Annotated in this window: 15 protein-coding genes; 13 read left to right on the top strand and 2 right to left on the bottom strand. The window is 50.3% G+C overall.

The window, feature by feature from the left end; translation table 11 throughout:
- The coding region (locus ABE504_RS29335; RefSeq protein ID WP_430095735.1) for a hypothetical protein at positions 1–282 on the top strand (282 nt) is incomplete at its 5' end.
- Positions 283–666: 384 nt separating this feature from the next.
- Here the strand turns inward: ABE504_RS29335 and ABE504_RS29330 are convergent.
- Together ABE504_RS29330 and ABE504_RS29325 are read right to left on the bottom strand one after the other, a co-directional pair.
- Complete coding sequence (locus ABE504_RS29330; protein ID WP_430095733.1) at positions 667–2,298, bottom strand: response regulator transcription factor; 1,632 nt, start codon at positions 2,296–2,298, stop codon at positions 667–669.
- Positions 2,291–4,096 (bottom strand): sensor histidine kinase, encoded by a 1,806-nt coding sequence (locus ABE504_RS29325; protein ID WP_430095731.1) that lies wholly within the window; start codon positions 4,094–4,096, stop codon positions 2,291–2,293. Before ABE504_RS29325 ends, ABE504_RS29330 begins: the two co-directional genes overlap by 8 nt.
- 226 nt (positions 4,097–4,322) lie before the next feature.
- On the opposite strand from ABE504_RS29325, the gene ABE504_RS29320 reads away from it, so the two are divergent.
- From ABE504_RS29320 to ABE504_RS29265, 12 genes are all read left to right on the top strand, one after another.
- A complete protein-coding gene (locus ABE504_RS29320) occupies positions 4,323–5,885 on the top strand; it encodes an extracellular solute-binding protein (RefSeq protein ID WP_430095727.1) in 1,563 nt (520 codons plus the stop codon).
- Positions 5,886–5,940: 55 nt separating this feature from the next.
- Positions 5,941–6,858 carry an ABC transporter permease gene (locus ABE504_RS29315; RefSeq protein ID WP_430095723.1) on the top strand — a complete coding sequence of 306 codons (918 nt, stop codon included), beginning with the start codon at positions 5,941–5,943 and terminating at the stop codon, positions 6,856–6,858.
- 15 nt (positions 6,859–6,873) lie between these two features.
- Complete coding sequence (locus ABE504_RS29310) at positions 6,874–7,743, top strand: carbohydrate ABC transporter permease (protein ID WP_430095720.1); 870 nt, start codon at positions 6,874–6,876, stop codon at positions 7,741–7,743.
- Between the two features lie 12 nt (positions 7,744–7,755).
- A complete protein-coding gene (locus ABE504_RS29305) occupies positions 7,756–9,972 on the top strand; it encodes an alginate lyase family protein (protein ID WP_430095717.1) in 2,217 nt (738 codons plus the stop codon).
- A 382-nt stretch (positions 9,973–10,354) separates the two neighbouring features.
- A complete protein-coding gene (locus tag ABE504_RS29300; RefSeq protein WP_430095714.1) occupies positions 10,355–11,053 on the top strand; it encodes a DUF1961 family protein in 699 nt (232 codons plus the stop codon).
- A 69-nt stretch (positions 11,054–11,122) separates the two neighbouring features.
- Positions 11,123–11,482, top strand: a complete 360-nt coding sequence (locus ABE504_RS29295; protein WP_430095711.1) for a nucleotidyltransferase family protein — start codon at positions 11,123–11,125, stop codon at positions 11,480–11,482.
- Positions 11,483–11,881: 399 nt separating this feature from the next.
- The gene (locus tag ABE504_RS29290) at positions 11,882–12,382 is read left to right on the top strand and encodes a hypothetical protein (protein WP_430095708.1); all 501 of its coding nucleotides are present in this window, start codon (positions 11,882–11,884) and stop codon (positions 12,380–12,382) included.
- 228 nt (positions 12,383–12,610) lie between these two features.
- On the top strand, positions 12,611–13,558 hold the full coding sequence (locus ABE504_RS29285; RefSeq protein WP_430095706.1) for an ABC transporter permease: 948 nt from the start codon (positions 12,611–12,613) through the stop codon (positions 13,556–13,558).
- Positions 13,559–13,570: 12 nt separating this feature from the next.
- Positions 13,571–14,440, top strand: coding sequence for a carbohydrate ABC transporter permease (locus ABE504_RS29280; protein WP_430095703.1), 870 nt, complete (start codon positions 13,571–13,573; stop codon positions 14,438–14,440).
- A gap of 70 nt (positions 14,441–14,510) precedes the next feature.
- Positions 14,511–16,097, top strand: coding sequence for an extracellular solute-binding protein (locus tag ABE504_RS29275; RefSeq protein ID WP_430095702.1), 1,587 nt, complete (start codon positions 14,511–14,513; stop codon positions 16,095–16,097).
- 89 nt (positions 16,098–16,186) lie between these two features.
- Complete coding sequence (locus ABE504_RS29270) at positions 16,187–17,926, top strand: sensor histidine kinase (RefSeq protein ID WP_430095699.1); 1,740 nt, start codon at positions 16,187–16,189, stop codon at positions 17,924–17,926.
- Entirely contained in the window at positions 17,923–19,548 is a 1,626-nt protein-coding gene (locus ABE504_RS29265) for a response regulator transcription factor (RefSeq protein ID WP_430095696.1), read from the top strand. The genes ABE504_RS29270 and ABE504_RS29265 overlap by 4 nt, the downstream gene beginning before the upstream one ends.
- The last annotated feature ends 14 nt before the right edge of the window (positions 19,549–19,562 follow it).

Below are 19,562 nucleotides of genomic sequence, written 5' to 3'. Positions count from 1 at the left end.
AAGCGGATATTCCATCCGCTTTGTTTGCTGTACGCTTTTTTCTTGCTTGCGCATAAAAACAAACGGCACAGGGCTTTTTCCCATGCCGTTTCAGATTCCATTTTTAATCCCAGTCTTGTCTTCAAGCGTAACTTAATGACATTGCGGTTGGGGGCGGCTTTTTTTGCATTGTGGGGCGGGGGAAAGAGTTTCAGAAACGTAACGGATGCGAGAGTGGGCGTGGTACGGAGGCTGATTCCTGTGCCGGCATGGACAGAACCTGCATTTTCTACAGGCAATTAAGCACTTTTGGGTAAATTTCCACGAAATCCTGCATTTTGTACATCTAATTTTGGCTGATCTCATCATGAAAGGGCTCACACTGCTGTCTTGCAGGAATTTTACTGTAGGAAATACAGGCACTTTGTGCATGTCGCCCCCTTTCGGGCAAATTTGATGTAGGTTTTGCAGCTAAACCTTTGCAACCCCGCCAATTGCTGCTCGTAACCGTAACCAAGTCCCACAATTCCAATATTACTAGCTAACTTTCCGCTTAATCCGCGTACCAAGCCCTAATACCAGCTACTCCAACCACATCTATGAACTTTAGCTGCACAACTCATTCATCCTCCACGCACCGTCTACCCGAACAAGCAACAAAAAAAGCAGCCGCAGCCGCTCACCCAGCTACAACTGCTCCTGATGCATCCTCCGGAAATCCGACGGCGTCACGCCCGTTTCCTTCTTGAAAATCCGATTAAACGACCGGTAATTCTCGAAGCCGATGGATTCGGCGATTTCGAACGTTTTCTTGTCGGTCGTGAGCAGCAGCAGCTTCGCCTTTTCCACCCGCAAGCGGGTCACGTACTGGACGAAGCTCTCGCCTGTTGTCTTTTTGAACATGGAGCTGAAATACGGCACGCTGTAGTTGATGGACTCCGCCAGCTCCTCGAGCTTGTACGGGTAGCTGAGATCCTCGTGCATCCGCTGAATCATGCGGGAAATCGACGCGTCGATCGTCTTCCCGTCACCCTGCAGCCCTTGCAGCCTGCGGAAAAAGAGAAACGTCGTATCGTGCACGTCGTGGAACGTCTGGCACTGCTCCAGCTTCTTGCGGAACGCGGCTTCCAGATCCGCCACATCCTCCGAATCCGCCGTAAAATGGCTGATATCCAGAAACACGCGCAGATACAGCGATTTGATCTGCTCCGGGTCCCAGCGCTGCTCCATCGCCTGCCGGAAGAAAGAGCTGCGCTCCTGCTCCAAGGCCGCCGCGCTGCGGAGCGGCTCCAGCAGCGCCTGCTTCAAGATCTTGACCCATAGCCGGCTGAAGTGCTCTGGCATGTGCTGGAAGCCGGCGATCTCCGCCCAATCCGTGCGGGCAACCACCGTCTGGCTGCGGTAAAAGAACGGATACGCCGCCGTTACCAGCTTTTTCAGCTCGGGCAGTTGTGCCCCGAGCCCTTGCCCAAAGCTGAGCTCGAGCCCTAAGGCGCTCATTTTCAAATACAGCGTGAACGCCTGCACGATGTGCTCCAGCAGCGCAGGCGCAGGCGGCGCAGGCGTGTGCGCCACCCCGCCAACCGGCGCGTAGATCGCGAAGAATCGCCCTTTATCCAGCGCGATGACTTTATTCGGCCCGCGGTCGCCGAGCAGCTCCTTGAGCACGTTGACGCCGGCGAACTGCCACAGCTTCAGCTCCTCCTGCTGATCGATCGAGAAGCGCAGGGAGCTGCGGTCGAGCTCCAGCAGCAGCGCATGCACGCGCCCGCTGCGCACCGGAATCTGCGCCGCCTCCAGGCTTTGCAGCCAGGCCGCCTCGTCGTCCGGCGAACGGAGCATATTCAGAAACGTGCTGCGCTCGATTTCCATTTCGCTCGCCCGTACCTTCTGCTCCAGTTGCAGCTGCTTTTCCCGGCTCTCATCCTGCGAAACGGCCTGCCGGGCCAACCCTTCCATCGTGCGGGGGAGCAGCTCGGGATCCGAGAGGCAGTCGTCCTTGATCAGATAAGCGGCGGCTTTCAGCTGAATCGCCTGCTGCGCATAATGAAAGTCTTTGTGCGACGTCAAAATGACCGCCTGCGGCATCCCCTCTCCGCTGTGCTCGATCTCGTGCAGCATATCCAGACCGCTCATGCCGGGCATCGTAATGTCGGTGACAATGAGCTGGGGCTTATGCTGCCGGAACAGATCCAGCCCCTCGCCGCCGTCCTCGGCCTCGCCGACCAGCGTAAACATGCCGTCGCCGTAGGCTTCAATCATCTGACGGAAGACCGTTCTTGCCGGAATTTCATCTTCAACTAGCAGGACTTTAACCATGCTGCACCTCCTTCAAACGCACGGTGTCGGCGGGGAGCACGAAGCGGATCAGCAAACCGCCGCCAGCTGCCGCCGCTAGCTGCACCTGCGCCTCCTTGCCGAACATGAGCTTCATGCGAAGCCAGACATTTTTGAGGCCGATGTTATCTCCGATCTGTTCCTGCTGCAGATGAATCTGCAGCTTCTCTAGCTGCTCCTCATCCAACCCCAAGCCGTTATCTTCAACCTCGATGACAACAGCCGCAGACGGTGCATCGTCAAGCGCATACACCCGCAAATGAATATGCCCTTCCGCTATTTTCTTCGGGAGAATGCCGTGGAATACCGCATTTTCAATCAGCGGCTGCAAGCCCAGCTTCGGAATCGACATCCGCTCCAGCGGCGCTTCAATCTCGGCGTGAAGCCGAGTCTGGTACTTGTACCGCATGTTGAGCAGGGCGATATAGTCCTGCACGTACTCCAACTCCTGCTGGAGCTGCACATTTTGATCGAAATTCTCCATACTGTAGCGCAGCAGCGAGACGAATTTGCCCATGAGCGTGTTGATATTGTCGTAGTCCTTCAGCATGGCGAACATGCGGATCGTATTGAGCGTGTTATACATAAAATGCGGATTAATCTGCGATTGCAGCGCCCGAATCTCCAGCTTGCGCTTCATATCCTCGGATTCTTGCTGCTCAGAGAGCAGCTCTTGGATCCGGACGGCCATCGTGTTGAGCATGCGCCCCAAATCGCCAATTTCATTCGGGGCAAAATGGGTGACGCGCGCTTCGAAATTCCCTTTTTTAATCGCGTCGACTTGCCGTTTGACGGCTTGCAAAGGCCGATACAGCTGGTAGCCGAAGCCGATGACGGAGAGACCGCCGACCGTTACGAGGGCAATCAGAAAATACGTGACTGTGCGCCGGATAATATCCGCGCTCTTCGTCAGTTCCTGAGATGGAATTTCCGAGATGACGATCCAGTTGTCGAATGTTTTCGTCTGCTTGACGGAGACGATGGACGTGCCCATTTCGAGCTGATCCGGCTTGCCGAGCTCCGCCCAGCGGGATAGAATGCTGCGCGTCCGTGCATCGTCCCGGCTGCGCTCCAGCTTGCTCGTCGTCGCGATGGTCACGCCGCTTGGCGTCAGCAGTGATACGGAACCGAGCGAACCGAGCTGAATGTTCTCGATCTGCCGATGGAACTCCGTATTGTTCATGGAAATCAGCAGCACCCCGCGCAGATCCTCGAACGTATCGAACGGGATGCGGCCGATATAGTACGTAGAATTTTGCAGAATCGGCACATTCGGATGGGTGCTTTTGTCCAGAAATAGGCTAGAGCTGCCCTTTGAAAGGAACTCCTCGATCAGCGGTCTGAACTTGGAGCTTTCCAGCGTTGAAGGGGCCTCGTCGGAAGACAAGACTTCATCCGTTGCCACGGAATACACTTGCAGCCCTTCGACGTTCCCGATCACGGCGGAGGCCGTACTGAGCACGGCAATCAGATCTTTCTTCCGAACAACCTCCTCATAGTATTGGCTGGATGGCGATACCAACGCGCTTTGGATGGAGGAAATGCGGGAATACTGCTCACTAAGCTCCCTGAACCGGGACATCGTCAGCTCGATCCGGTCTACGACCTGATTGACGAGCTGGGCGTTCAGCCGATTGACCTGACTTTCTACCGTCGAACTGGAGACGGACACGGAAATGTAGGACAATACAATGAGCGGGATAATGGAGACGGCCAGCATGACCAGAATCATTTTGATATAGAAGCTGCGGGTTAGAAAGCCGAAAAATGGCGACATCATGGTGCCGATCACATCCGTTGCGCGAGTAATTGACGCCCTCCGCCTATGCGGGGGCTTTTTTCGATTATAGTACAAGGAACCGTCCGGAGATACCGATTTGCAGGCAAATCTTAAAAACGGTGACACTTTCCCTCATTTTCGACATGTTCTTGCCTTCCGGCAATCTCTATAATTCGAACTGTACCACAGCTGACGCGTTAGAAAAAACGAAAAGGGGAATGAATCGATGACTAGCAAAAAAACGCTTGTACCTGCGCTCGCCGCTACCCTGCTGCTGACAACGGTGCTGGCCGGATGTTCTAGCGGTTCCAACAACGCAGGAAGCACACCTGGAGCAGGGCAAGCCTCACAGGCACCTGCCGCGGCTGCGCCGACAACCATTAAAGCCATGACGATTCTGTTCGGCAATCCGCCGGCGACGGATAACAACAAAGCCAAAGACGATATTGAAAAAAGAGGCAACGTGAAGCTCGACGTGACATTCGTTCCTTCCGAGGCCTACAAAGATAAGCTCTCTGTCGCGGTTTCCGCGGGCGATTCTTATGATTTGCTCTTGCTGGACGGCGGCAAGGACGATAAATACACGAACCTGGTCAAAATGGGTGCCTTCCATGATCTTACACCCTATCTGGAAAACACCAAGAACCTGAAGCAAATTGATCAAGCGGTGTGGAACAATACCAAGGTTCAAGGGAAAGTGTACGGCATTCCAAGACCGCGTGGCTTGTACGGCGGCGGCGACGGCAATCTCATCATTCGAAAAGACTGGCTGGATAAGTACAACCTGCCGATGCCGAAAACATTGGATGAGCTGACGAATGCGCTCCAAGTGTTTAAGGAAAAAGATCCGGCCGGCGGGGGCAAAACGATTCCGCTTTCGGTTAACGGTGTAGACGCGATTGGGTCGCCAGGTCCATTTGCCGGTACGAACCCGATGCAATTTGCTTTCGGTGTGCCTAACGTATGGAAGCTGGATAATGGCAAAGCGGTTCGGGATTTCCAGACGCCGGAGTATAAAGCTTACCTCGAGTGGCTGCAGGGCGCGTGGAGCAAAGGCTTGATTGACAAAGACGCGCCGGTGCTGAAAAACCAACAGCAGGTGCGAAGCAAATTCATGGCGGGCGTAGCCGGTGTATTTGCGGGGAATGCCAGCGACTTTACGGAAACCAATGTAGCCAAGCTGAAACAGGTCGATCCCAACGCAGAGATTGCGATTATTGACTTGCTGGAAGGCCCTGGCGGTAAGAAAGGCGTTGCCGTCATCGGCGGCTACTACGGGCTCTGGGCCATTCCGAGCTCGGTGCCGAAAGATAAAGTGCAGCAAATCATCAACTTCTTGGATTTCAGCGCTTCCGAAGAAAATGCAGCCTTCGCCAAAACAGGTGTAATCGGCGTGCATGCCTCCGAGTTGAAAGATGGCATCGCGGTTCAAACGGACGATCAGAAGAAGCAATTTGACCTAGATAAACCGTCACAATTTGTTTTGGAAAATAAAGCGGACCCTTACACATACGCAACCGCGAAGGACCCGGCGATTTTGAAGGTGCAGAAGGCATCGCTGGATGTTATTAGCAAAGCTGGTATCGAGAATCCGTTCCTGAGCTACAACTCGCAAGTGGCAAGCAAGAATCCGGATAGCTATAAGAAAATGAGCGCGGTGATGACCAAATTTGTGCTGGGCGAATCCAAGTGGGACGACGTTCAGAAGGAAATCGATGCTTGGACAACCGGCCTGGGCGCGCAGATTACGAAAGAGCTTCAAGATCAATACAACGAAGACCATAAATAGCAAGACCCGGGGGGCTTGAGCGGCCCCCTTTATTTTCGCTAAGGAGGGGAAAGGCTTGGAGAGAACGATACGGCTTCATCGACCCAAACGATTCAAACAACTGTGGCCTTTTTATGTGCTGGCTGCGCCGGGCCTGCTGTACTTTATTATTTTCCATTATGCGCCTATGTGGGGGCTCGTGCTCGCTTTCAAGGATTTCAGCCCGTTCCGGGGCGTATGGGACAGCCCGTGGGTTGGACTTGAAAATTTCAGAGCATTTTTCAGTACATCGGACTTTTACATTCTTTTAAAAAATACGCTGCTGATTTCCTTCCTCAATCTATTTGTTTACTTCCCGTTTACGATTCTGCTTTCCATTATGCTGCACGAATTGCGGCTTCAAGTGTTCAAACGGATTTCCCAAACTATCGTCTATCTCCCGCATTTCCTATCATGGGTTGTCATATACGGCATTACGATTTCGTTCTTCGGCCCGTCCGGGGTCATCAATCACTACCTGGAGCAATGGATGAATACCAATGCGCTGTTCCTCGTGAGCAACGATTGGTTCCGTCCTTTAATTGTGCTGCAATCCATCTGGAAGGATGCGGGCTGGGGAACAATTATTTTCCTGGCTGCGCTTGCTGGCATTAATCCGGAGCTGTATGAGGCGGCCAAGGTTGACGGCGCGAACCGTTTTCATAATATTCGGCACATCACCCTGCCCGGGATCAAAAGCACAATCGTCATCCTACTGCTTCTCAAGCTGGGCTCGTCACTGGATTCGAACTTCATGCAGATTTTCCTCATGACGAACAGCCTGAACCTTGAGGTTTCCAATGTATTCGACCTCTTCGTATACCATATCGGCTTGGAGCAGTTTAATTACAGCTTCGCAATTACCGTCGGCTTGTTCAAATCGGTAGCCAGCCTGATTCTCGTACTTGGCGCCAATTACGCAGCCAAGCTGCTGGGCGAAGACGGCATTTTCTAGAGAGGAGACAACAACATGAAAGCCCGTGTAACCTGGTTCGACAGTATCTTGATCGTGATCATCGTTCTGATCTCCTTGACGGTACTGCTGCCTTTTCTATACATTATCGCGGTTTCGTTCAGCCCGCCCGGCGATTCCATGGCTGGGAACTTCTACATCTGGCCTTCGCATTGGACGCTGGATGCTTACAGCTACTTATTTCATGCGCAAACCTTCCTGAAGTCGATTCAAAACTCCGTCATCATCACGGTGCTGGGCACCTGCATCAACTTGATCGTGTCGATTACGCTGAGCTACGCCTTGTCCAAAAAAATCATGCCCGGTCGCCGCGCCATGCTGCTGTTCATTTTCTTCACGATGATCTTCCATGGCGGTATGATTCCGAGCTATCTTGTGGTCAAAAACTTAGGGCTGCTTGACACCTACTGGGCGATCATCCTGCCTGCGGCGTCGAGTGCGTTTAACGTGCTGGTCATTCGCTCCTTTTTCCAGAGCTTGCCCGAGAGCCTAGATGAGGCGGCGCGGATTGACGGTGCGGGCGAATTCCGCATTCTGTTCTCTGTCGTGATTCCGCTGTCAAAACCGATTATTGCGACATTTACACTCTTTTTCATGGTGCAGTATTGGAATGAGTTCTTCTCGGCTGTCATCTATCTGAACGATACGAACCGCTGGCCGATTCAGCCGCTGCTGCGGCAAATGGTGGCGATCAGCGCCTCTAACATTTCGGCGGATGCCGCGCTGGACGCGCAATTGGCGGTCAATCTGGGACCGAACGTGCAGAACGCTGCAATCCTGCTGGCGATGCTGCCGATCGTAGCCGTGTATCCGTTTCTTCAGAAGTATTTTGCTAAAGGGGCCATGCTCGGCTCTATCAAAGAATAAGAAGGTGTTCGTATGATTGAGATGAGCTATAAGGAGCTGCGAAAGGATACGCGCTATACGAGACCGCAGCTGAGCGATGAAGCGTTCATTCGGCAGGAGCTTGATCTGGAGCGGCCGGATATGGCGGAGGTGCGGGAGCGCCTTGCTGCGGGAGATGTCGAGGGAGCGCGCGACGCTTATCTGGCGCTGATCGGCTCAGGTGTAACGCGCCGGTACTACTTCGATGCGCAGGATGTGCCTGAGTTGATGAAGTATGCACGGGAGTGCTATGGCGAGGATGAGGAAGCGGTGCTGTCCCTTGCGGAGGCCGACCAAATTGTGGAGGGAAGCTTTCCGCTTGTTAAAGGAAGACGAGTGCAGTTTTCGGGTGGCAACTACGACTGGAACAGCTGGTTGTTCGACAGCTCGCAGTATCAGCTGCATCTAACGCGGTTTGCGTATGTGAAGCACTTATCCCGGGCGTATTGTCTGACGGGAGGTGAAAAGTATGCCGCCTGCTTTAATCGGATTATGGGCGACTTTATCGACGACAATCCGGTGCCGGTAGACGGTTCGTTCCGGGCGCAGCACTGCACGTGGGACCCGTTGTCTGTTGGGGTTCGGCTGTTCATGCTGCCGGAGGCGTTCATTACATTTTGGGGCTCACCATCCTTCACACCCGATGTCAAAATGAAAATGATCAAATCGTTCCACGAGCATGGGAGCTATGTGCGGAACTATCATGCGTCGCATGGCAATCATGCGACGATGCAGATTCGCGGCCTGATTCAGGTAGCACTGCTGCTGCCGGAAATGAAGGTGTCCCAGGCGTGGCTGAGCTATGGACTGCAGGAGATGCCGGGCTACATTCACCAAAATGTGTACGAAGACGGCGTGCAATTCGAAGCCAGCCCGAACTATCATGTCGTCGTGATGCGTGACTTGTTCGAGCTCGTGTCACTGTTCCAGGCGCTGCAGCTGCCGGTGGACGACTCCTACAGGGACGTCCTGGAAAAAATGTACACCGCGCTCATGTATATGCTAACGCCGGATGGGCTTTTGGCGCGGTTCGGGGATACGGACGCGCACGCTCCGCTCGAGCTTCGAGATGCGATGAGCTTGGGGGCGTATTTGTACGGTCGCCCGGATTTCAAGTTTTTCGGGCACGCCAAGCTGCCGTTCTCGCTGCTGTGGCGGCTGGGGTCTGCGGCAGTTGAGGCGTACGATCGGATCACAGCTGAGTCGCCTGCTGCGACGTTGGCCAGCTTTCCGGTGGGCGGCTACATCGTCTCCCGGCAGGATTGGACGAACGAGACGCTGTACATGGGTATGCGGGCCGGTGTCGGCATAAACGGGCACGCGCATTCCGACGCGCTCAGCTTTATTTTGTTCAGCGGGGGCAAGGAGCTGCTGGTTGACTCCGGCATGGGGCTCTTCGAGTGGAACAAAGAGCGGAAGTACGCGGTGTCGACGCGCGCGCACAACACCGTCGTGGTCGACGGACAGGACCAGCATGTCCGCGGCCTGCACTGGAATGCGCCGCCAACGGCCGCATGTCGGATTTGGGACGTGCGCGGCGATGCGCGCTACGATTATTGGTTTGCCAGCCACTACGGCTATACCCGGTATGACGATTCGGTCATTCATTCGCGCAAGGTGCTGTTCGTGAAAAACCGTTACTACCTCGTCGTCGACCTGTTTGAGGCCGAGGCGCAGCATGTGTACGAGCAGTATTACCACCTGCCGTGCGGGGAAGCAGTGTACGACCTGGCGGGCCGCCGGGTTCGCACCGCGGCTGAGGGCCCGAGCGTGCAGCTGGTGTTCCCGCAGCTGGCGGCGGGCAAGGATGAGCTGGCCGTGGAGTCCGGCCAGGTGTTTATGCAGGGGGCGTATTACCCGAACCCTGTGGTGCGCAGATCGCTGACCGCCACTGGGCGTGCGGCGATCGAGACGATCATCGTGCCGTCGGCGGCCGGCGGTCCGGCGCCTCGCGTGACCGTGCAGCGGCTGGAGGCCGCGCAGCACGGGCGGGCGCTCGCGCCGTGGGAAGCGACGGCGCTGCGGGTCGAGGGCGACGGCTGGCGGGACGACATTTGCCTGTACCACGGCAATGTCTCTGTTGCCTCGTACCTCGACCATACGGGCAACATCGTCACGGCTGCTCTGCTGCCGCAGCCGCAGCCGGTCGAGGGCTTGACGTTCGCCGGTGCGACGCACGGCGAGGATGTGGTATTGATCACGCAGGCGTAAGGCGTGCGTGATCGGGGTTTGTTCTTGCCGCCGCTTGGTGCGGGCGGCAGGGAACTTTCGCCATCGATAGGCGACAGGGAGGTTGGAGCCGCCGGCGGGATGCCGGCGACTTTTCATGGTTGCCACGGCTAACGGTTGCGGTGAGGCTGTCGATTAATTGTTTATACTTTGAGATTCTGCGGGAGAACACAAAGTGTATACGAATAGTCATATATAATGTGCTGCATTCACATAAAATCAATTAATTCTATTCGAAATATCATACACATTTTAAGCCTAGCTCGTTTCTCGTCCGTCCAACCTGTTCCCTGTTACTCAGCTCTCGGTGCCCCATTTTATGCTAAAATAGGGGGAAAGGATGCATGGGGAGGAGTACACTGCAATGAAAACAACGGCAACGTTTGCGCTGGGCGAGCTGCTTTATCAAAATGCTTTGGCTAGAGAAGAAGATGTAAGGGGATTCAAAATGGAAGGCGAAGCTGTCCTGAGCTTTCCGCTCGGGCGGATGCGGATGGAGAACCTGCTCGATCCGAAGCTGGGGCAGCAATCGAACTTTGTGTTCTGGTGCCCCGAGGAGTTCCCGGATAACATCGCGATTACATGGGAGTTTTGGCCGATTCGGGAGCCGGGGTTGTGCGTGTTCTTTTTTGCGGCGAAAGGGAGCGGAGGCGAGGATCTTTTCGATGACAGGCTCAAGCCGCGGCAAGGCCCTTACGACCACTATCACCATGGCGATATCAACGCCTACCACGTGTCGTATTTTCGGCGTAAGTATGAGAGTGAGCGAAGCTTCCAGCTATGCAACTTGCGCAAAAGCTACGGCTTTCATCTCGTCGCGCAAGGCGCCGATCCGATTCCAACCGTGGCGGATGCGCAGGGGCCTTACCAGATGAAAGTGATCAAATGGGGCCGGGAGATCCATTTTTTCATCAACGACTTGCCGATTTTCCAGTGGGAGGATGACGGCGAAACGTTCGGGCAGGTGCTGCAGGGCGGCAAGCTTGGTTTCCGGCAGATGGCGCCGCTTATCGCGGAGTATGCGAATTTGCGGGTGCATCGAGTGGATAAGGTGGAGGGGTGAGGGAAACCCCTTTATTTGTTAAATCAGCTTTGTTAACATGATCGTAGAGATAACCTTGGAGGTGTGCGTATGCTGCGTTTTGCACAAGATCAAATCCCTTCTCTGACGGAAACCGAAGTTAGCGCCATAGATGAGCTCAAATCGATCATATGTACGAAGTTCTCCATCAGGGAGTTCATTCTTTTTGGATCAAAGGCTAGAGGGGACTATACGAAGGATTCGGATGTGGATATTCTGGTGCTAGTGGACGAGGAGAGCTCGATGGCGAATCGGAATATTGTTTGGAGCGACCAGTATGACATTAACTTGAAGCATGATACAGATCTAAGCTGTACCCTTAGAAATTATGAGAAGTTCTATAAGGGCGAAGGCGAGTTTCCAACTTTCGTTCGATCAGTGATGGAAGAGGGGATCTCGATTGAGCTATAAGAACGAAGCGGTCAAGGTACTGTTAAAAAAATCGTCAAGCAAGTTTAGAGCCGCTCAACTCGCCTATAAAGAAGAGTTGTTTGACTCTGCCGTGAGTGACTTATACTATTCGGCCTATCAGAGTGTTTCTGCTTTGATGGTGTATTGTGAATAAAGAGCTTGGTTTAAAGGGATGCTCCCTCTGGATTTATGTAAAATGTAGGGTATTCTCATGGATCAGCGCTCGGATGCGGATTACTCAGGCGAGGTATCTTTTACAGCCGATACCGTTGAGGGAATAATGCAGAATGTTATGCGCTTTAATGAACATCTGCTAGAAATATTAACAAAAGAAGGCTTCTCCACCACGTAACCATCCCCCACCCGGGGCGTATGAATGGGTAAAAGGAGGCGAGCGCAATGCAGCTGTATTTTCGGGATAACATGTTTAATAGAGGCGTAACGGAGATTCTGGATGAGCATCAATCTGTAGCGGGCCGCTTAGATTTGAAGAGCGCGTTGGGTTCGTCCATTGACGTGTATGGACCGCAGGATGAGCTGGTGTGCAGCGGGAAGTTCAAGGTTTTTTCGAACAAATGGTTTATAACGGACGGCCGGGGTAATGAGCTGGGCGTGCTTCGGTGCCGATTCTCTTTCTTTTCGAAAAAGTATACGTATGAGGCAGCCGGCCGTGGGAGCTTCGACATTGTGGCACCGGCGTTTTCCAAGGAGTATGAGATTCTGGAGGAGTCCGGCGCGCAGACCGCCCGTTTTGAAAAGGTGAGCGGCTGGTTCTCGGCAGGCGCATACCTGCTCGACAATCATGGTGAACGGCTCGATACCTATGAGCTCATCACCGTCATCATGGGCGTGCACGAAATTCAAAAGCAAAATAATTCGGCGGCCGGCGGGGCCACGTGATGAGAGGCTGTGACAGGGAGAGGAGTTAAAAGGGATGTATGCGGAGACTGGCCGAAGAGGCTGGTCTTTTTTATTTGCTGGCCCCCTAGCTTACATAATCGCAAATCCGCCATGGATGCAGTGAACGCGTGGTATACGAAATATCTTATAAGAAATTCTTGAAATCACAGAAATTTATCCAAAAGGGGGGTGTTATGATACACATATAAACAAAGACGAGGTGATGATATGCAAGCGAAATCGGCAGCGGACGCCATTCCCCTCCCCAAAAAGCGGAATTCATGGATAAGAACGATACAGAAGTATAAAGTGATGTATGCGCTCCTATTCCCGGCATTGGTTTACTTCGCCGTATTCAAATATATTCCTATGGCCGGAATCATCATTGCTTTTAAAAACTACAACTTAGCATTGGGACTATGGGACAGCCCCTGGGTGGGATTAAAAAACTTTAAAGATTTCATGAACGGTGTTTATTTCTGGGACATTATGAGGAATACGATCATCATATCGCTGTATAAGCTATTGTTCGGTTTCTCCGCTCCCATCATACTTGCGTTGCTGCTCAATGAAGTGTATACCCAATGGTTTAAGAAAATCGTACAAACGATTACGTATTTGCCCCATTTTCTGTCATGGGTCATTGTGTATGGACTGATGGTGGCATTATTAGCCCCGGGAGATGGACTTTTTAATATGATGTTGAAGGACAGTGGTATTCAGCCTATCTCTTTTCTAACGGAACCTGCTTGGGGCAGAATGCTGATCATCTTATCTGAAATATGGAAGGATATTGGCTGGGGGGCGATACTGTACCTCGCCGCATTAGCGGGGATCGATCCGAGCTTATATGAAGCGGCTCGAATGGATGGTGCTTCCAAGTGGAGACAGCTATGGCATGTCACCTTACCCGGTATTCGAGGCGTGATTATTCTGATGCTGATCCTTAAATTAAGCCATATTCTGGACGCCGGCTTTGACCAAATATTCATGTTTGCGAACAGCTTTAACCAGGAGAAAATCGACATTATCGATACGTGGGTATACCGCGAAGGGTTGGAACGCTTGAAGATTGGGTTGGCTACGGCTGTGGGATTGTTTAAAGCTATCATCGGATTTGCTTTAGTTTTGGCTGCAAATAAGCTTGCCAAAAAATTCGATGGGCAAATTTGGTGAGGTGGTTTGGAAATGATCAACATGACAGTCGGGGAAAAAATATGGCAAGCAGCCGTTTATATGATTCTTATTGTGCTGGCCCTGCTTTGCTTACTTCCCTTTTTATATGTGATGGCTGTTTCAGTAACGCCCGAATCGGAAGTGTTGCGAAGAGGAATTGTGATTATACCGGAATCTTTTACCTTTGCAGCCTATAAAGAGGTATTCATCTCTCATGGGATTGGGCAGGCGTATAAAATCACGTTGTTTCGAACGATTGTAGGCACGGCGCTCAATGTCTTTTTTACGATTATAGCGGCGTATCCGTTATCCAAAAAATATTTGCCGGGGCGCAGCACATTTCTACTGTTTATTGTGTTTACCATGATGTTCGGCGGCGGATTAATTCCGACGTACTTGTTAATCCGCTCTCTGGGACTGCTAAACAGTCCGTGGGTATTAATTATTCCACAACTCATTAGTGCATTTAATCTAGTCATCATTAAAGGCTTTTTTGAACAATTGCCTGCTGAAATCGAGGAATCGGCGAGGGTCGACGGTGCAAGTGAACTTCAGTCACTATGGCGAATCATCTTGCCACTGTCCTTGCCCGTTCTTGCTACCATTTCGTTGTTTTACGCCGTGGGGCATTGGAACAGTTATTTCGATGCGATTGTGTACTTGAATGATGCGAAATTAATGCCGCTTCAAGTTGTCTTGCGCAACATTCTGCTTAACATCGCAGCACAGAACGCGGATTCGATGGCCAATTCCGCGACGGTTAGCAAGTTCGCTGTGCAGATGGCTGCTGTCGTCGTGACGACGATCCCGATTCTGATTGTGTATCCGTTTATGCAAAAGCATTTTACCAAGGGTGTGCTCATGGGATCGATTAAAGGTTAGAAGCAATACCTGCCTAGGTTGTTACGGGGATACCGTGATAATATAGATTTAAGCAAAAGGAGAGGTCAATATGCAACGTAAAAAGGTTTCATTTACTGTTCTGGCGGCCATCGTAGGGCTGGGAACGCTATTGTCAGCATGTGCGGACAAAGAAGAAGTTAAGCCGGCGGCTTCGAGCAGCCCTCAAACAGAAGCTAACAAGTTTGCAACCAAGATGAAAATTTCGATGTTTAACCAAGGTACGTTTAACGCTGCCGCTCCGATACCTCCGCGTGAAGAAGATGTCCAACGCCAAATGTTGGAGAAGGCGATGAACATCGACTTGGATATGATGATTCCTCAAGCCGGGCAGGCAACAACCAAGCTGAACACACTCATTGCAGGCGGAGATATTCCGGATTTAATCTTCTTGAAAAGTCGGTCCGATCTCGCGCAATATTACGACCAAGGCGTTATTGCGGATTTGACACCGTACCTGGATCAATTTCCCGAATTGAAGAAACGGTTTGCTCAAGATTCCTGGGATGCGACGTCCTACCAAGGGAAAACCATTGGCGTGCCAGGTTATGACAATGTCAACGGTATCAGCAGAAGCTTCTTTATCCGCAACGATTGGCTGAAAAAGCTGAATATGAAAGTGCCGACAACCCCTGATGAGCTGTTCGAAGTGATGAAAGCCTTTACAGAGAAAGACCCGGACGGAAACGGCAAAAACGATACGTACGGATTCATTGGCGGTATGAATAAAGAAGGCAATCTGCAAACGTACGGCTTCGATAGCTTGATGTGGATGTTTGGTGTCAATCCTCCCTCTGCCATTGAAGTGAAAGACAATAAACCGGTGTTCCTCTTTATTGATCCCAAAATGAAAGAGGCGCTCGCTTACATCAATAAAATGATGGAGGCCAAAGTTGTGGACCCGGACTGGGTGACGATGAATACGCCAGATTTACTGGATCAAAAGTTATTTAAAGGTAAAGTTGGCTTCATGATCAGAGATGCCCGCAGACTGGAACCGGATTACCAGCAGAAAATGAAAGAAATCGGCGGGGAGATACCGGAATGGATCGTCATTCCTCCAATGAAAGGGCCTTATGGCGATCAAATCGTGGAGAGAAAATCGTTCCAAGGCAATTCATGGGCCATTTCCAAGAAGGCCGACAAGGATAAAATCATTCGAATCTTGTCTATGCTGGAATATCTCTTTACAGATAAAGAAGCTTATCCGAACTTTGCATACGGAATTAAAGGGATTCATTGGGATATCGTGGACGGCAAAATCAAAAATAAAACGTCTGAATTATCCAAGGAAATGAAAGAAAAGTACCTATGGGTGGATCATTATAGAATGCCGCGCCGTGGCGATGATGCCGAGTACTTCAGCTTCCAGAATCCGAAAACGGCCGAAGCTTTCACGAACAATCAACAATATGTGGGGCCGACGTTGCCAGGAAATATATTGACGGCAGACCCGGGCGATACCTTGGCAGCGGATCGCACACGTTTCATTAATGAAAGCTTAGTCAAATTTATGACAGGCAAAGATCCTCTTACGAACTGGGATAATTTTCTCAAAACCTTGGATACCAAGTTCGATATGCAGAAATATAAAGATACAGCCCTTAAACAATTTAAAGAAGCAGGTTTAATCAAGTAAATAAACGAAGGGAGTGGCGATATAACGCCCCTCTCTTTGTTGTCCTATGCTAATCTTAGTTAAATACGGCTACAAAAGGACGATGACCGATGCGAAGAAGAATCAGCTTGCCTTTAAAACTATTTTTAATCGTGTTTGCCTTTGTATTAAGCTGCATCATTTTGATAAGTCAATTGTCCTATCGCTATGTCCAAAAGGAAATAAGAACGAACGACATTTATTACACAAACCAAATCGTAGACAAAGTTGACCAGTACTTAACGGTTAATTTTTCCTCCTTCCAGACCATCTTGTTCTCAGTCGAAACATCGGTGAAAGCAAACATTGCCAATACAGAAGTGATTAAAAAGCAATTAAGAGAACTCTATGAACTCAACAGTAATTATGTCAGTAACATTTACTTGATCAAAAGTGATTTATCCATTTTAGGTGGAAGTACGCCTACACGAATTTTCGATGAGCCTTTATCGGACAGAAAACCTTTGTTTGACGCGGTCGATACGAATAGATGGACTACCTTTGTCAGTGATCCTTATAAATCCAAATATTCCGGCTGGACCGTTACGATGGTCCGATATCTGAATGCAGCTCCGTCCCCTATGGCTATTGCGGTCGATTTGGATCTTAATGCCATTGAAGAAGCGTTGTTCAAGATTAATAAAAAGGAACAAATGAATCTGGCCCTGATCACCGCATCGGGTAAAATTATTGCCGGATTTTCGGAAAATAAAGGTCCACTAAGCATTCAAGAGCATACGTTTTCAATCGGGGAAACGTCGGCAGAACAAATTCTGGATGCTACGGGCACAAGCCTTCAATTGCATACAAAAGGCGGTTTACCGGTCTCCATTCTTAAGAAACCGACGGAAAAATTCAATTGGTTTATTATCTCCATAAACGATGAATCGCGCATGGCAGCTGCACTATCCAGATTGGAAACTTTTTATATCGGGCTGCTCATTGCAGGTCTTCTTTTAAGTCTGTTTATTTCCTTCTTTATTGCCAAATATATTAGGAATCCGCTCTATGCACTCAAAACAAAAATGAAGCGGGTAGAGCAAGGCGATCTGACAACGGCAGTTACCATGAAGCGAAACGATGAATTCGGTGACCTTTCCCGCGCGTTCGACCGGATGCTGCAGCAGATTGTGGAACTGATTCGGCGGGGAGAGCTGCATAATGAACTGGAGCGGAAGCTGGAAATCCAGGTGCTGCAATCTCAAATAAACCCTCATTTTTTGTATAATACGCTTGGTTCTATCAGCAATGTCATCCGCCTGGGACAAATAGAGAAAGTCGATGTGGTGATTGGGTCTCTCATTTCATTATTGGAATACGGGATCGCCGACGCTTCGGTGAAGGTTTCGCTACGTCAGGAGTTACAAAACGTATCGGATTATATCGCGATCCAGAACATCCGCTATAACAGGCATTTCGACTTGATTGCACATATCGAGGAGGGGTTAATGGACTTTCCCGTTTTTCGAATGCTGCTGCAGCCCATTGTGGAGAATAGCATCTTCCATGGCTATAACGGAGGGGGAATCGAAGGCTCGATTACGATTCATGCGTACAGGAAGGGCAGCATTGTCATGATCGAGGTCATTGATCAAGGCGAGGGAATTCCAGCGGATCAAATCCAGCATATTTTAACGGCAGAACCGCGTGATCTGGAAGTCAAAAGAAAAAGGATCGGGTTAAATAATATTCATGGTCGAATAAGACTTCACTACGGGGAGCAGTTCGGGCTCCAAATCATAAGCATACCGAAGGAAATAACTTGTGTCCGTGCTGTATTCCCAGTAGGTACGTTTAAAGGAGATGCATGATGGTGAGAGACTATACCTGCTTCATCGTTGACGATGAAGATCTAATCATTCAACGATTGGAACTATTTTTTAGCGAGCTCTCCCATAGGGAAAGGCGATTCCGTCTGGTGGGAAAAGCAAATAATGGGCTGAAGGGGATCGAGGAGATCTTACAGCTAAAGCCAGATATCGTGATCTCCGATATTGTGATGCCGCGAATGGATGGGATCGCCATGATTGAGCAGTTAAAACCGGAGCTGCCTCATACCCAGTACATTCTGCTGACCGCCTATTCATCCTTTGAATACGCTCAGCGGGCTATTCAGGCGAACGTATTGGAGTACATTGTTAAGGTTCCGTTAAATGAAGCAGATTTGGATCGAGCTTTGGATAAGGCAGCCGGCATTTTGGACGAGGTTAAGAAAAAAGAAGAAGAATTTCAATCTCTGAACGTATCGGTTCTTGAAAATAAATATAGAGTCCGCAAGCAATTTTTTAACGAGTTGATTAGAGGCGAAATACCTTCGCATCGGGTATCGCATTTTGCAGGTAGCATGCAGTTCCAGTTCTTTCAAGCCAACTATTGCTGCTTTATTGTTGAAATGAATCTGTATGAAAGCTTCCGAAATGAATACTCAGCGGCGGACCAAAACATCTTGAAATATGCGATGACGAATGTCATCGAAGAAACGGTGATGCATTATGGCAGGGGGACAGCCACCGAGCTGGCGGATAATCGGTTTATTGGCTTTCTTTCCTGGGAGAACAATCGCAGTGAGATGGATACGGAATATGCTTGTCAGGCCTTGGGAAATCAGCTCGTTTCCCATTTGCATCAGTATTTGAATCAAAGTGTATCTGTAGCTTTTGGAGGATCGCATCGGGGCTGGGCATCCATTCAACAAGCTTACCTGGAGGCCCATAATGTAAGTGACGATTTCTATTACCATGCAGAGAAAGTCGTCAAAACACCCGCGCATCGGTTCCATTACCGTAACGAGAGAAAAGCGGACTTTCAGCAGAAGCTGGCCGATTTTCTTACATGGGTGCAAAGGAAGGCCTCTAAGGAAGAACTGGAGAAAGAACTTGCGGATTTAAACCAATTTGTTACGGATCATAAAATCCATAAGTCCATCATGGCCCCTATGCTGCGGGACTTGTATAGAGATATTGCCGCGAAGTTTAAAGCGGGGAACACATTAACCCTGGATGTAGCAGAGTTTCCTATGGAGTTTATGGCATTTCAGGAGCAACTCGCCTATATTGGCGATTTTACCTTTGCATATGTACACGCTGGCCAACTTTTGCACCGTGCAGAAATTATGGGAGCCTTACGGTTTATAGAGAAAAATCTGACACAGCGTTTAACCTTGGAGGCGATTGCCGAGGATGTGAACTTAGCGCCATCGTATTTTAGCAGCCTGTTTAAAAAAACAATGAACGAAGGCGTGATCAGCTATATCAACCGTAAAAAAATTCAACTGGCGCTCGAACTGCTAAATGTCCGGGATTATTCGTTATTGGAATTGTGCGAGGAAGTAGGCATCGTCAATGAAGGGTATTTTTGCAAACTATTTAAAGAATATACGGGCGATACACCTAAGCAATATCGGATTAAAATGACCCGGTATGAATCCAAATAAGGTTGCAAAAAATG

The organism is Paenibacillus oryzisoli (assembly GCF_050467285.1).
In the GTDB taxonomy this organism is placed as follows: Bacteria; Bacillota; Bacilli; order Paenibacillales; family NBRC-103111; genus Paenibacillus_E; species Paenibacillus_E oryzisoli_A.
This window is presented reverse-complemented; position numbering and strand designations above follow the sequence as displayed.